Origin of the sequence: Achromobacter sp. SD115, assembly GCF_017355315.1 — a bacterium.
Classification (GTDB): domain Bacteria; phylum Pseudomonadota; class Gammaproteobacteria; order Burkholderiales; family Burkholderiaceae_B; genus Achromobacter; species Achromobacter xylosoxidans_B.
This window is the reverse complement of record NZ_JADIJM010000013.1, coordinates 124,000-138,100: the sequence shown is the minus strand read 5'-3', so window position 1 is coordinate 138,100 and position 14,101 is coordinate 124,000. Positions and strand designations below refer to the sequence as shown.

At 60.2% G+C, this 14,101-nt stretch carries 16 protein-coding genes and 1 pseudogene; 5 read left to right on the top strand and 12 right to left on the bottom strand.

What is annotated here, in order from left to right; genetic code table 11:
• Positions 1–4 precede the first annotated feature (4 nt).
• Both IPU70_RS19180 and fmdA read right to left on the bottom strand, forming a co-directional pair.
• On the bottom strand, positions 5–337 hold the full coding sequence (locus tag IPU70_RS19180; RefSeq protein ID WP_207469395.1) for a zinc ribbon domain-containing protein: 333 nt from the start codon (positions 335–337) through the stop codon (positions 5–7).
• Between the two features lie 11 nt (positions 338–348).
• Complete coding sequence (gene fmdA / locus IPU70_RS19175; protein WP_013394874.1) at positions 349–1,578, bottom strand: formamidase; 1,230 nt, start codon at positions 1,576–1,578, stop codon at positions 349–351.
• Between the two features lie 260 nt (positions 1,579–1,838).
• Between fmdA and IPU70_RS19170 the strand changes: the two genes are divergently transcribed.
• Positions 1,839–3,032, top strand: coding sequence for a nitrogen regulation protein NR(II) (locus IPU70_RS19170; protein ID WP_207469394.1), 1,194 nt, complete (start codon positions 1,839–1,841; stop codon positions 3,030–3,032).
• 24 nt (positions 3,033–3,056) lie between these two features.
• On the opposite strand, the gene IPU70_RS19165 is transcribed toward IPU70_RS19170, so the two are convergent.
• Positions 3,057–3,446 (bottom strand): response regulator, encoded by a 390-nt coding sequence (locus IPU70_RS19165; protein WP_207469393.1) that lies wholly within the window; start codon positions 3,444–3,446, stop codon positions 3,057–3,059.
• A 169-nt stretch (positions 3,447–3,615) separates the two neighbouring features.
• Here IPU70_RS19165 and IPU70_RS19160 point away from each other — a divergent pair, with 169 nt between their 5' ends.
• A complete protein-coding gene (locus IPU70_RS19160) occupies positions 3,616–3,981 on the top strand; it encodes a hypothetical protein (RefSeq protein ID WP_207469392.1) in 366 nt (121 codons plus the stop codon).
• A 40-nt stretch (positions 3,982–4,021) separates the two neighbouring features.
• On the opposite strand, the gene IPU70_RS19155 is transcribed toward IPU70_RS19160, so the two are convergent.
• Positions 4,022–5,506 carry an aminotransferase class V-fold PLP-dependent enzyme gene (locus IPU70_RS19155; protein WP_207469391.1) on the bottom strand — a complete coding sequence of 495 codons (1,485 nt, stop codon included), beginning with the start codon at positions 5,504–5,506 and terminating at the stop codon, positions 4,022–4,024.
• A gap of 108 nt (positions 5,507–5,614) precedes the next feature.
• Between IPU70_RS19155 and IPU70_RS19150 the strand changes: the two genes are divergently transcribed.
• Both IPU70_RS19150 and IPU70_RS19145 read left to right on the top strand, forming a co-directional pair.
• Positions 5,615–6,088 (top strand): Lrp/AsnC family transcriptional regulator, encoded by a 474-nt coding sequence (locus IPU70_RS19150; RefSeq protein WP_013394879.1) that lies wholly within the window; start codon positions 5,615–5,617, stop codon positions 6,086–6,088.
• A 207-nt stretch (positions 6,089–6,295) separates the two neighbouring features.
• Complete coding sequence (locus tag IPU70_RS19145) at positions 6,296–7,453, top strand: porin (RefSeq protein ID WP_207469390.1); 1,158 nt, start codon at positions 6,296–6,298, stop codon at positions 7,451–7,453.
• A gap of 171 nt (positions 7,454–7,624) precedes the next feature.
• On the opposite strand, the gene IPU70_RS19140 is transcribed toward IPU70_RS19145, so the two are convergent.
• From IPU70_RS19140 to IPU70_RS19125, 4 genes are all read right to left on the bottom strand, one after another.
• Positions 7,625–7,987: a winged helix-turn-helix domain-containing protein gene (locus IPU70_RS19140; protein WP_207469389.1), complete on the bottom strand. Its 363-nt coding sequence runs from the start codon at positions 7,985–7,987 to the stop codon at positions 7,625–7,627.
• 30 nt (positions 7,988–8,017) lie between these two features.
• On the bottom strand, positions 8,018–8,323 hold the full coding sequence (locus IPU70_RS19135) for a DUF4148 domain-containing protein (RefSeq protein WP_207469388.1): 306 nt from the start codon (positions 8,321–8,323) through the stop codon (positions 8,018–8,020).
• A gap of 133 nt (positions 8,324–8,456) precedes the next feature.
• Positions 8,457–9,119: a class I SAM-dependent methyltransferase gene (locus IPU70_RS19130; RefSeq protein ID WP_207469387.1), complete on the bottom strand. Its 663-nt coding sequence runs from the start codon at positions 9,117–9,119 to the stop codon at positions 8,457–8,459.
• 342 nt (positions 9,120–9,461) lie between these two features.
• Positions 9,462–10,136 (bottom strand): methyltransferase domain-containing protein, encoded by a 675-nt coding sequence (locus IPU70_RS19125; protein WP_207469386.1) that lies wholly within the window; start codon positions 10,134–10,136, stop codon positions 9,462–9,464.
• Between the two features lie 507 nt (positions 10,137–10,643).
• Here IPU70_RS19125 and IPU70_RS19120 point away from each other — a divergent pair.
• A pseudogene (locus tag IPU70_RS19120) lies at positions 10,644–10,814 on the top strand (transposase); the annotation flags it as partial.
• Positions 10,815–10,978: 164 nt separating this feature from the next.
• Here the strand turns inward: IPU70_RS19120 and IPU70_RS19115 are convergent.
• The 4 genes from IPU70_RS19115 to IPU70_RS19100 form a co-directional block, all read right to left on the bottom strand.
• Positions 10,979–11,194, bottom strand: coding sequence for a hypothetical protein (locus IPU70_RS19115; protein ID WP_207469384.1), 216 nt, complete (start codon positions 11,192–11,194; stop codon positions 10,979–10,981).
• Positions 11,195–11,683: 489 nt separating this feature from the next.
• Complete coding sequence (locus IPU70_RS19110; RefSeq protein ID WP_207469382.1) at positions 11,684–12,460, bottom strand: hypothetical protein; 777 nt, start codon at positions 12,458–12,460, stop codon at positions 11,684–11,686.
• Between the two features lie 211 nt (positions 12,461–12,671).
• Positions 12,672–13,217 (bottom strand): hypothetical protein, encoded by a 546-nt coding sequence (locus IPU70_RS19105; RefSeq protein ID WP_207469380.1) that lies wholly within the window; start codon positions 13,215–13,217, stop codon positions 12,672–12,674.
• Positions 13,218–13,329: 112 nt separating this feature from the next.
• A complete protein-coding gene (locus IPU70_RS19100; RefSeq protein WP_207469379.1) occupies positions 13,330–14,028 on the bottom strand; it encodes a hypothetical protein in 699 nt (232 codons plus the stop codon).
• Positions 14,029–14,101 lie beyond the last annotated feature (73 nt).

The following is a 14,101-nucleotide window of genomic DNA, read 5'->3' as shown; positions in this document are numbered from 1 at the left end:
GTCCTCAGTGGCTGATCATCCAGGGCCTGGCGCCCGCGAACGATTTTGCCCCGTCCGGCGTGGTGCGCGTCTTGCCGCCCGTCTTGCCGCCAGAACAACATCCGCAATTCATGCCGTGGCCGGACCGCGAGCTGCGCGGCTCGTGCGCGCTGCGCTCGTTGACGGCGCGCGCCTGGTTCACCGCGGACGACAACGCCGAAATCGCCGGCGCTCCGCCCACGATGCGGCCGCATATCGCGCCGCATTGCGGGCAGGCGGCGGGATCGCGCCACCGGGCCAGCGGCACCAGCGCCGCGAACTCGCCGCAATCGCCGCAGGCATAGTCATACATGGGCATGGCGGCGTCTCCTAGCGGTCGCGCGACAGCGGCATGTCCACGCCGCCCTGGATGTGCTTGACGGGGCCGGACGCCGAGGGCTGGATGTCGAAATCGAAGATCTCCGTCGGCAGCCACAGCGTGGCGCAGGAATTGGGTATGTCCACCACCCCGCTGATATGCCCCTGCACCGGCGCGCAGCCCAGCAGCGAATACGCCTGGGCGCCCGAATAGCCGAACTTCTTCAGGTATTCGATGGCGTTCAGGCAAGCCTGCCGGTACGCGACGTTCACGTCCAGATAGTGCTGCTTGCCGGATTCGTCCACCGAAATCCCTTCGAAGATCAGGAAGTCCTTGTAGGCCGGCGTGATCGGGCTGGGCTTGAAGATCGGGTTCTTGATGGCGTACTTCTCCATGCCGCCCTTGATCAGCGACACGCGCATGTGCACCCAGCCCGCCATTTCGATGGCGCCGCAGAAGGTGATCTCGCCGTCGCCCTGCGAGAAATGCAGGTCGCCTACTGACAGGCCGCCGCCCTGCACATAGACCGGAAAAAACACCCGCGCGCCGCGCGACAGATCCTTGATGTCGCAGTTGCCGCCGTGTTCGCGCGGCGGCACGGTGCGCGCGCCCTCGCCCGCCGCCTTGTCGCGGTCGGCGCCCTGCATGGCGCCCATATGCGCCGTCTTCGGCGCGGGCGGGTTGGCCAGCGGCGGCACGCGGTTGGGATTAGTGTCGATCAGCGCCTGCTCGCGCCGGTTCCAGGTATCCAGCAGCTTCTTGTCGGGCAGGCAGCCGATCAGCCCGGGATGGATCAGCCCGGCGAAGTTCACGCCGGGAATATGGCGCGACGAAGTGAACATGCCATGGAAATCCCAGATGGATTTCTGCGCATGCGGAAAATGCTCGGTCAGAAAACCGCCGCCGTTATTGCGGCTGAAAAAGCCGTTGAACCCCCACAGGCTGTCCGGCTTGGCGCCGATGTCCAGCAGGTCCACCACCAGCAAGTCGCCGGGCTCGGCCCCTTCCACGCCCACCGGCCCCGAAAGAAAGTGCACCGTGGACAGGTCCACGTCGCGGACGTCGTCGGCGCTGTCATCGTTCTTGATGGCGCCGCCGGTCCAGTCGTAGGTTTCCAGCACGAAGTCGTCCCCCGGCTTGACCCACACGGCCATCGGAATATCCGGATGCCAGCGATTGTGGATCTGCGCGTTCTCGTAGGGGGATTGGGCCAGGTCGACCTTGATGAGGGTGTCGGTCATTCTCTTTCATCTCCAACGTAACGTGTTGATAAAACAGAAATTTCTATCTTCGACCGTCTAACACGAAGGCGCATGGCAGCGCCTGTGAGTCGTTGATATGTGAAGCACAGTAGGCGAGTTTTGGAACGCCGTAAACTGGGTTTCCGACCAGTAGCCCAGGGATGGTTCAAGGCGAAGGATGGCTGCGGGCGCCGCACCATTGCACGGTCGGTTTCGTCGATGAATAATTGGTGCTCCCAGCACCGCGAATTGGAGTACCAATGAGCCTCGTCGAGCCCCCGGAAGAAGGGACTGCTGCCCCTTTCAGCAGCTTGGCCCAATTGGATGAACCCTACCGCTACCAGCTTCTGGTGGAGGGCGTCCTTGACTATGCGATTTTCCTGCTCGACGCCAATGGCTTCATCGCAAGCTGGAATGCCGGCGCGCAGCGCTTCAAAGGCTACGAAGCGGCCGAAATCATCGGGCAGCACTTCTCGCGCTTCTACACCGATGAAGATCGCGCCGCAGGCGTCCCGCAGCGCGCCTTGGCCATCGCGTCGAGCGAAGGCAGATTCGAGGCCGAGGGCTGGCGAGTCCGCAAGGGCGGCTCGCGATTCTGGGCCAGCGTGGTCATAGACCCCATACGGGACGGTTCGGGCAAGCTCATCGGTTTCGCCAAGGTCACGCGCGACATCACTGAAAAGCGGCACAGCCAGCTCGAGTTGCAGGCGACCCAGCTGGCTCTGCATCGGGCCCAGCGCATGGAAGCGCTGGGGCGCGTGACTGGCGGTCTGGCCCACGATTTCAACAATTTCATCTCGGTCATCGACGGGGCCGCGGAGTTGCTGCGCAACCCCGAACTCGCGCCTGAAAAGCGCCTCAAGTACCTCAATGCCATTGCAGATACGGCGCAGCGGGCGACTCACCTGACCCAGCAAATGCTCGCGTATGCGCGCCGCCAGCCTCTCGAACCCTCCCAGGTAGACGTGAGCCTATGCATCGAAGGGATGAAACCGATCTTCCAGGCAACACTTGGGGCAGCGGTCCGGGTGCAGTACCAGCTCCCTGATGACCCGTGCCTCATTTGCGCCGACGTCAGCCAGCTGGAAAACGCCTTGTTGAATCTGGTGGTCAATGCCGCCGACGCCATGCCTTTCGGCGGCAATGTAAGAATTGCAGTCAGCTGCGTGGACTCGCGCCCGGATGAACAGGGAGGCCTCGCCACCGGGCCGTTTGTCGCCGTCAGCGTTTCGGACGATGGCGAAGGCATCGCGCCGGAAATTCTGGACCACATCTTTGAACCCTTCTTCACCACCAAACCGGAAGGCAAAGGAACGGGCTTGGGCTTGAGCCAGGTTTTCGGCTACGTCTCGCAAACAGGCGGTCACGTCGATGTGGCCAGTTCCGCCCAAGAGGGTACGACATTCACCCTCTACTTCCCCAAGGCCTCCCCCGGGCAGGGGGCCGGACAATGATGGTATTTCGGCCCGCCTGCTTCCTTAGTAGCTGAGGCACAGCACTGTTTCCAATTCACGAATCAACTCATCCGCGGCCCATGGCTTCAGGATGAACTTCGTCGCTGGCGGAAGATCATCCGCTGCGGGGTAATGACGGCCCGACGTGAGAAGCACGGCAATTTCAGGCGATTGATGGCGTATTCGCGCCGCCATCTCGAGGCCATCCATGGAGCCCGGCATCTCGATGTCCGTAATGACCGCGCGTATGTCGGGACGCTCCCCGAGCCGCTGCAGCGCCTCGTCGGCATTGCCCGCCTCGCAGACGGCATAACCCTCCCCGGCCAATATCTCGGCCAGTATCCATCTGGCGGTCTCGTTGTCATCGACAACGAGAACAGCCTTCCGCCCAGCGCAGATTTTGGCATCCGTCATATGTCCCAGCCTGAATGGTGGAGCCGGTGGATTTTCGAGGCCTTAACGGCATGCGGGAGTCAGCAAGCGTCATGCCTGTCTACAAAGGGCCGATCGCATCGGCTCCTGTCCCGATTTTCCCAGCAGTTATGATGCTGCCCATTCTGTCGCACTATCAAGGTATCTCCGCATGGCCGCCCTCCACCGCCGTACTCTTGCCGTCCTGCTCATCTGCACCGCCAGCGCCAGCGCGCCCGCGGTCGCGGAAGACTGCATCGCGCAGATCGAGGCGGAGCAGGCGCGCATCGACCGCGCGCAGGACGTGCAGCGCACGCGCGAAGCGTCCAACGACCTGCAACTGAATCGGGAACTGTGCCAGGGCCGGCTGGACCTGCTGGATGCCCGCTACGCCCTGGTCGACGACTTCGAGGCCTGCCGCCGCAAAGGGGTGAAGTTTCCGGCAAGGATGGCACGCACGCTGAGCGAGGCGTCCGACGGGCTGGCGGACAAGAAGGCCGCGTGGATCAGAACCTGCGGCCTCCAGATGAAGGACTGACTGAAGGATGGAGCGGCCCGCCTGGCGGCGGGCGCGCATCTCACGCGGCCTGCTTGTCGGCGCTTTTCGGGAAGAAAATGGCGCGGCTCGGGTCGAAGCCGTAGCGGTGCTCGAACTCGGTTGCGTCCGCGGCCAGCGCCAATACCGAATCCAGGATGAAATCGGCCTTCTCGTCCGCCAGCAGCACGCTGAAGTTCAGCCGGATGAAGCCCGGCTTTTCCATTTCCCGGCCGTCCAGGATGGCCTGGCGCATCTGCAGCGATTCATCCGCGCCGATATCCAGCAAGCGATGCACGTAGGGGCCCGCGCAAGCGCAGCCGCCGCGCGCCTGGATGCCGAAACGGTCGCTCAGCATGCGCGTCACCAGTTGCTGATGCACGAAGCCGCCGCGGCCGTTGCGCACTCGGAACGAGAAGATCGGCAAGCGTGCCGCCGTCAGCGAACCCAGCAGTTCCAGTTGCGCCGCGCCCTGCCATCTGGCCAGCGCGCGTTGCACGAAATGTTGATTGCGCTGGCGCATGAAGTCCGCGCCCAGCGCTTCCTTCACCAGCAGCACCAGGGCGGCACGGATATCGCCCACCACATTGGGCGTGCCCGCTTCCTCGCGCGCTTCCAGGCTGCCGCTGTAGTCATGGCCCACGGGCGAAACGAAGCGGACCGTGCCGCCGCCGGGCCAGGTGGGCGTGGTGTCCAGCACCGCGTCGCGGCGCACGATCAGCACGCCAGACGCGCCCGGGCCGCCGATGAACTTGTGTGGCGAGAAAACAATCGCGTCAATCGCCGCGTCGGCGGCGGGCGTCATCCGGATCGGCAGATAGGGCGCGCCGCCGGCATAGTCCCACAGCATCTTGGCGCCCGCGGCCTTGACGCGCCGGGTCACTTCCGCCACATCCGCCACGATGCCCGTCACGTTCGATGCCGCCGACAGCGCGCAGACCACCAGCGCGCCCTCCCCGGCTTGCAGCGCCGCATCCAGCTGCGCCAGATCGGGGCCGCCTTCCGGGCTTTCCGCCAACTCGACGATTTCCGCGCCGCATTCGCGCCACGGCAGGATGTTGGAATGATGTTCGTAGGGGCCAATGATGACGCGCACCTTGCGGCCCGCGGCGATGGCCTCGCGCACGCCGAACAGATGCACCAGCCGATTGATCCCCGCCGTCGCGCCCGAGCCCGCAAAAATCACCGCGTGCTCATCGCCCGCACCGCAGCAGCGCGCAATCGCCGCGCGCGCCTCGCGGCGCAGGCGGGTAATGAAGCCGCCGCAATAAGACGCCTCGGTATGCGAGTTGGCGTAGTACGGCAGCACCTGCTCCAGAACGAAGCGCTCGACCTGCATCAGCGCCCGGCCGGACGCAACGTAATCCGCATAGACCAGCGGCTTGACGCCATAGGGACCGTCGACCACCGCATCCTTGCCGATCAGCCCATCGGCCAGCGCCGCGGCGACGTCGTCCGCCTTCAGGCTTTCTTGAAATTGCTGCAACGGCGTAGCCGGGGCGGAGGCTGTTTTGGTGGTCGTATTCATGTCGAAGATATTCCTGGGAATGTCGAAATATCATACGATGGGGTGAAATTTAAAACCTCACCTAATTTTTGCCTAAATTCCTTAAAATTGGGTCATTTGATCTTTCATATGGAAAAAATAGACAAGTTTGATCTTAATATCATCTCCTGCCTGCAAAAGGACGGCGCGCTGTCCCAACGCGAGCTGGCCGATCGCGTCGGCCTGTCGCAAAACGCCTGCTGGCGCAGGCTGCAGCGCCTGAACGCCTGCGGCATCATTCGCGGCACCCGGGCCGAGGTCAACCTGGTCGAACTGGGGCTGGACCTGACGGTCTTCGTAATGATCCGCACCAGCCACCACGCCAAGGCCTGGGCCGATGGTTTCCGGCAACACGTGGGGCGCCTGCCCGAAGTGACCGAGTTCTATCGCATCGGCGGAGACTGGGACTACCTCATCAAGGTGGTCTGCCGCGGCATGGCCGGGTACGACCGCTTCTACCAGAAGCTGATCACGGATTTCGAGCTGTCTACGGTGACGGGGTTCTTCAGCATGGAGGCGATTATTGAGAACCGGCCGCCGGATCTGGGGGGGCTGGAGGGGTAAGACCAGCGGCCAGGCACCGCGTCATGTGCGATCCACGCGAACATGACAAAACCGTGATGCCGGGACGATCAGATTTGTAATTTCAGCGACCGCGGATTGTCGGGCAACGGCCTTCACACTGGCCCTGCCTATCCGCCAGAAGACATGTTTTCCGTGGCTTCCGGTCGGTATGACGCATATCGATCTTCCCTGCTCACGGAGTCCACAATGAAAAAGCTATACGTCGCGGCGGCCGCCACGGCACTGTCCGGCGCCGCCTATGCGCAGTCCTCTTCCGTCACGCTCTATGGCCTTATCGATACCGGCATCGGCTACGCCAACGTCGACGGCGCCTACACCGATCCCGCCACCGGCAGCCGCACCCGCGTCGACAGCAGCCGCATCGGATCCACCACCGGCACCACCGCGGGTTCGCGCTGGGGCCTGCGCGGCAAGGAAGACCTGGGCGACGGCCTGTATGCGCTGTTCCAGCTGGAGTCCGGCTACGACAGCCGCAACGGCAACTCGCTGCAAAGCGGCCGCCTCTTCGGCCGCGAAGCCACGGTGGGCCTGGGCAGCGCCGACTGGGGCGAGGTCCGCCTGGGCCGGCAGTACAACGTCGCCGCGCGCTACTTCACCGGCATGTTCGGCTCGTCGTTCGGCGGCGGCTTCAATCAATTGAACACCGGCGCCGGCCTGGGTTTCAGTTCGGCCTACTTCGTGCGCTACGACAACCTGATCGTCTATGAAACCCCGTCGATGGGCGGCTTCAAGGGCGCCCTGGGCTATGCCTTCAACGCCGACGACCGCCGCCTCGCCCAGACCGGTTTCGCCACCGCCGACAACACCCGCGCCATCACCGCCGGCCTGCGCTACGACAACGGCCCCGTCATGGGCTTTGCCACCTACGACCAGCTCAACGCCTCGAACAAGCTGAGCCAGAGCCAGACCGATGCCACGCCGCGTTCCTACATCATCGGCGGCTCCTACGACTTTGAAGTCGTCAAGGTGGCCCTGGCCTACAACCGCATGACCGACGGCTGGTTCGCCGGCAAGGGCTTCCCCAACGGCGGCAGCATCGGCGGATTTACCGGTACGCCGTCCTACGCCTTCGTCAAGGGCTTCCGCTCCAATGCCTACATGCTGGCGCTGGCCGCCCCGGTCGGCAAATCCGGCGGCGCCTTCGCATCGTGGCAACGCGCCGACGCCAACAACAAGCAGCTCACGGGCGGTGACGCCACCAGCAACACCTACAGCCTGGGCTACAACTACAACCTGTCCAAGCGCACCGATCTGTATGCGGTGGCGTCCTACACCACCAACTGGGCCTTCCTGGACAACGCCAAGGCGACCGAGGTGAATATGGGCATCCGCCATCGGTTCTAGCGCCAGCTTTCATAAAACGCTGCAAGCAGGAAATCCCTTGATCGAGCCCTCCTCCGCGAAGGGAGCCTGATGATCGCCGCGCGCCTTTCGGGTGCGCGATTTTTTTCCCTGGTATCGCGCGGCGCATGGCGGCCCGACGCATGGCGGCCGCCGTTCAAGAACTTGCGAGCGTCACAACGGGCCTTCCGTCAGCAGGTAGCTGCCGCCCCGTATCGTATGCAGCAGCTTGGGACCCGAACCCGCATCGACCTTCTTGCGCAGCCGGCGCATCGCGACCGCAACGGCATGGGATTTGAAATTGCGCTTGTCGTGGACATGCAGCTTCATTTTCCAGACCTGCTCGGCAAGCTCCCAACCCACACACACCACCCCGGGCCGCTGCATCAGGAAAGCCAGCAAGCCGAACTCCTTGGGCGTCAGCGGCAGGAACTGCCGGTTGCGATAGGCGCGGCAACGCAACAAGTCCAGCTCCAGGTCGGCAAGCTGCAACCTGGGGCTGGACTCGGGGGGATTGATGACGGAGGATTCAGCCACGCCGGGCTCTCCCGCCGCGTCGGCCGGCTATCAGCGCAGCGCGTTTTGGCGCTGCACTTCGGCTTGATACTCCGGCCCCGAACGCAGGCGGAAGTACTCGGTAAATGCGGCCTTGTACTCCGGGCTGTAAATGTCCGGCGTCTCCTCGCCACGCCAGAACCGGTCCACGCCCGCACGCTTCCAGAGCGCCAGGTCGGCCAGCACTTCGGCACGCGTCAATGACGGACCGTAGGGATTGGCCAGGCCGGCCGGAGGCGGCGCGGGCTGCGCCAGCGCCGCGCCGGTAGCGGCGGCCGACAGCGCCAGGATCAATGCGGCTTTGCGGATCATCTGCATGCTTAATTCCTATGTATCGTGGAGGGGACTGCACGATCAAATTCTAGGAAGGCGATGCAGACAGAAAGCGGATAGCGGGATTACGTTTTTGAAATGCTGGGCCACACGGACGCGGCTGCGCACTCTGCCATGGCTACCAAGCCAGGCCCTGCTCCGCAAGCCCGAGGCGCCGGGGCCTCAAGAACACATAGCAATGCTGGAACCCGTCCGCCACGATGTGCCGCGCACCCATCATCCCCGCGATGCCGGGCTCAAATGTCTTGTAGACCTGAAACCCCTTGGCCTGCTCGACCTTGAAGCTCAGGCGATCGGGCTTGTCGTTATAGCCGAGCACCAGCATCCCATCGCCCGTCAGGACGCGATGGCATTCAAACATCAATTGATTGAATGCCTCCTCGGTATCCAGGCCAAAACCGATCAATCCATTGGCAAACACCACATCAAAACTGTGGGGCGGATAGTGAGAGGACAGCTCTGTCGCCGAGCCCACCACGTGCCTGTTGGGCTGGCCGTAGGCCGCATTGCGCGGATTCAGGTCGATTGAATAGAAGTCAAGACTCAACAGCTGGTCGTAATGCCAGTTGTGCTTATCCAGACCGATGAAAAGGCACCTGGCCACAGGAGCCGCCGCGCCGCGCCGGAAATGTTCATTGACGTAGTCAAAGACCTCTTGCTCCATGAACATCCGGCTAGGCACCCGTAGCTGGAAATTGGCGCCCAACCTTCTTAAGAGAGCCGGAGAAACCCGGAAAATAGCGCGCTTCAGGGCGTAGGTTATTTTCTTGACGAACTTCATGAGCCCCAAAAACCTCAGAAAGAACTTAATAGCGTCGAGCACGCTAGTGGCCTTGCCGCTGAGCGTCAGCCGAAGTTTCAAATTCTATGTTTTGGCGGAGGTTTTCTATCCAGAGTTTTTCTGAATTGGTATTTACTTTTTTTTGTAGCGACGACAGGCCTCAACGCCGGTTTTTGGGGCGGAACCGTCGTGAGAAATAAATAAGATTTGAGGCAGGCATCACCGCGCGATCGTCCCGATCCGTCAACGTAGCTTGCGCTACCGCTAGGCGTGATCAGGCTGCATGCATGCAGCCACATGCACGCAGCTCACTATTCCCTGCAGTCCCGACCCCGCGCCAGCTCAAGCCGCAGCAGCAATATCCATCTCTCCGGCGACATGCCCCATGCGCCGTGGCCGCAGGAATACATAGCAATGCTGGAACCCGTCCGCCACGACGTGGCGCGCCCCTGTCATACCCGCTATGCCAGGCTCGAAGGTCTTGAAGACTTGATACCCCGGGGCCTGCTCAACATTGAAGTTCAGGCGGTCGGGCTTGTCGTTGTAGCCGAGCACTAGCATTCCATCGCTGGCCAAGACGCGATGGCATTCAAACATCAATTGGTTGAACGCTTCCTCGGTATCCAGGCCAAACCCGATAAGCCCATTGGCGATCACCACATCGAAGCTGTTCGGCCGATAGTAGGAAGACAATTCTGTCGCCGAACCCACCACGTGCCTGTTGGGCTGGCCATAGGCCGCATTGCGGGGATTCAGATCTATTGAATAGAAGTCCGGATCCAGCAGCCGGTCGTAGTGCCAGTTGTGCTTATCCAAACCGATGAAAAGGCACCTTGCCGCCGGAGCCGCCGTGCCGCGCCGGAACTGTTGATTGACGTAGTCGAAGACTTCTCGCTCCATGAACATCCGGCTAGGCACCCGCAAGCGAAAATCAAAGCCGAGAGATCTGGCAAGAACCGGAGACGCGCGGAAAACGGCGCGCTTCAGGGCGTAAGGTATTTTTTTGACGAACTTCATGATCCTCCAGAACTTCAAAACAAACCCGTATGGCACCAAGTGCCGAAACGGCCCTCCCGCGGGCCGCCAGCCTCACTTGTTTTTGTGAGGTCTATTCCTTGTTCGAATTCTTTCTTGGCTTGCCAGATGACTATCGCAGCGCAGCCACGGCAAGTTTGAATTTTTTTATTCGAAGAGTTATCAGACCCAATCGCCACTTTCGTAGCAGCGGGTCACGCCGTGTCCGTACAAAACCATGGAGATGGACGCGTCCCAAGGGAAAAAGTCCTGGCCGGGCTGCTCGATAGGCAGCAGTCTGATGAATCAATTTGCCGGCGCTGTCCCAGTGCGTCGCCCCGTTGCGCTGCCCTGGGATAGGAATCCTGCGTCGTAGCCGCTCAGGAGGGAGCCTGAAGCTACGCTTCTTCTATTGATAGCTAACGGCTGGCCAGGGCGATTCTTAATGTCTTGGGTTTGTTTCTTGAATTTTTTTCGCCCCACAAGCTCCCCCAACCTGTTGCGAGAGGTCAGCCGCCAAACGCGATCGTATCGATCATGCGCTGGAGGCGAATCAACTCCGCAGAGGGCCTGGCGGCATATCTGGATCTGATTCCCGTACAGCGGCAATCCGGAACCAGCCTCAATGGCCGACCTTGTCTGTCCAAGGCTGGGCCGCCAAGAGTGAGGGCAACGCTGCATGGAAAATGTAGTCTGACACCTATTTTTACCTTATTTATGGAAGCCGTCATTGCGATCAATTTTAGCCAGCACGAGAATTTCTCCCGTTTTCCGTGATTTTCTACTCGACCAAAAAATAGGCGACGCTCTTCTTTTCGAGCCCCTGAACGCAATAACCTTAAAATTCAGTACTTCCCTTTTTCCCTGAAGGGCTTGACATTAACCATAGCGGCCTTCGCCGCATACATACCCACGCCCCCAATCACCACTCCGGTCAGGGCCAAAAAATAAATATCAAACCGCAATCCAAGCAGGGCCAAGACAACCCCAACCCAAATTAACAATCCTCGGAGCCAGCGCTTGAAATTTCCTTCCGCGATTATCACGCCATAGAAACTCATGTTATCTCCTACCAACACTATTCAAATAACCATTGCTCTTTACCAACTCCGCAAGCTCATTAATAGCGGGCGCAAGCACTGGATATCTATCTGACGCAGAAGCGCCTACCATATCAACGGTCGAATCACTTACAGATTTTTTCCAATTTGGCCTCACCATTTGCTCGAACAGACTACTTGCAGCACCTATCGCGGTGGCGGCACCAGCAACTGGGGCATTTCCCGCGGCAGTTGCTGCAGCAGCGATTCTCCCGGCCATACTCGACACCCTAGCGGCGTTATCTGCAGCTCGAATCGCCTGTTGAACATGACCCAGCTGAGTCATGTTCGGAGCCAAACCAGCTACACATTCGGCTGTTGCGCCAGAAAAGGTGTCAGACTACATTTTTAGCTATGAGAAATGTAGTCTGACACCTTTTTTTCGGCTGATCGTCGAGCCAGCCGAGTAGGAAATCAATGTCGTTGTCCAGGCGCTCCCCCATGCCCGGATCAAGTCACCGTGGCACTCGGTGCGAGTTGAACACCCTCTTCCATGGGCTTAAGCGCCAGCGTCCGATAGCTGACCGACATCGATGTCACGGAAATCAGAGTGGCGGCGAATGTCGCGATGGCGCTGTACAGGTAGTATCCGATGCTCGGCTCTCTCGGCATCTGCAGCACAAAGATCCGGGCCGCCTCCAGCAGCAGCAACAGCGGCACCGGCAGCGCGGCCACGGCCAGCAGGCGCAACCGGTTGCCTCGCACCAGCGGCGCGATCCGCGATATTTCCATCTTGCCGGTCAGGGCGGCGTGCGGCAATGCCAGGAAGATGTAGCCCATGAAAAAACACGGCGCCAGCATCAGCAGCAGTACCAACACAACGCCGAGCCAATGTGAGCCGTCCGGCCCCTGCGCGAACAACATCACGATGTAGCACAACAGTGTCGTCACGAACATCAAGGCGGCGCCCACGATCAGCACGATGAAATACATGCGCTCCGGCTTGCCCGCCACGACGCGCGCGGGCGGCGTCTCGCCCAGCAGAATGCATCGGTGCCAAGCCACCGCCGCCAATACCGGCGCGGCCGTGCTCACCACCCAGCCTGTCAATTCCAGCAGTTTGCTGTGCTCGACATACGCCATGTAATCCAGGTGCATGCCGAGTGCAATGCCTGCCAGCAGGATCAGGATCAACAGGGGCGACGCGCCGATCAACGGTCCGCCGTGGTCGCCCAGGTAATCGAAGGTTTGGCGGGCGACCCGCAGTATTGGTAGTTTTTGCCGCACAACGCACTCCGTGAATTCCCCGACTCTCTAGCTAGGCGTGGACCGTCGCCGGTCTGGCAGTCGATAGCCAAATCCAGATGACCCAAAAGGTCAGATCAAGACCGGCATATGGAAAATGGCAGGGTAGGCACGTCAGCCCATGCTTCAGCCATCTACAGCGAAGACATGACCAAATCTCCGCTACCAAACTAACGGCAAACGCATGCAGTTCTTAACTTCCGTTGGCCGCACAAGCCTTCGTGGGAGTGAGTTCAATGAGTCGGCTGGCGCTACCTACGCCGTCCACGCCTAGATCTTCGACGATTACTTTGCGATCCCGAACATATATCTCGTAGTTCGCGCCAGCTATCGGCGTGAAATAGCCTGCGTCACGCGTTTCGCGCATATAAATGGAGACGCTCGGCGAATGATACTTACCACCGACCTGACCATATATGGTCAAGGGAACGCCGGCCTTTATGATGAATTCATCGAAGACAGCATCGCCACGCTTTGAAGTGGGAGCCATGCCAACGCTGCGACTGCCCTGATAATGGCTCCGCTGCATGGTCTCCAACCCTTCCCCATGTCCCAACAGGCCAGGACTGGTGTAGCAGATACGATCAAAATCCAGACGAATTCGATCGGCGGTGTAGACAAAAACACGGACGCGTGAGTTTTGGGTCGCGTCGTAGCTATTGAGAATATTAGGATTGGTTGCTGAGCAACCTGAGAGCCCGCCAGATATCACTAATACAGGGACCAATATTCGAAACATAAAATTCGACACTTCACGAACCTCGGCACAAGATAAATTCTGATGCTTGCATCAAGCGAAGACTACAGTTTCAGCTGAAGAAATCCAGCCCGACGCCCTGCTAATTGATAGATTATTTCCCGAATGCATCACGAGGTTCCGCGAAACGCAGCAGGCCAGTCTTATGACATTGGTAGGGATACTTCTCGATGCACCGCTGCACCATGGAGCGCGCCAGCTTGTTCGCGACATCCGCTGCGATCCGCTGTCCCTCGGCGTTCGGCCCACGGTTTGAAAAGTCACGCAGCGAAATCCCATACGTATCTTCTGCCATGCCCCGGTACTCGCCCGACTCCGCGTCATACAGACGAATACCCACCGATACGCTGGCCGGATACTGCTGAGAACCCTCAAATGCGTTCGGCTGGCTCACCGCGACTACATACTTGACGCCTGCGGTCAGTGCATCCTCTTTCATCGTTTCCGGCCTGGCCGTCTTGAGGTCGAATTTGCGCAACTTTAATATTGCCTTGACACCAGCCGCATCCATGGCAGCTGGCAGTTCGGCATTCAATGCGTTGCATACTGATTCCGCAGCGTAGGTCGCAGGATAGGCGGTTCTGGCGCCTATGAATCCGACACTATCAATTTTCTTTTTGAAATCGCAGTCGGTGGTGTAGATCAGCACCGGGCTGATGAGTTCTTGAGGTGCGGGGTTCGTTAACAGGGGTGCGGGAGGGGATCCCATAATGAACGAACAGCCTGAAAATGTCAGCACAACAGCGAAGGACGCCGCTAAATTATAAAATGAGGCACGCCAATATTTTCTCAAAGATCTATCCAAAGTTCTTTAACTACGCTGAAATTTAAAAACATCTCACCCCCCCGTCCAACGGAATCAGCCC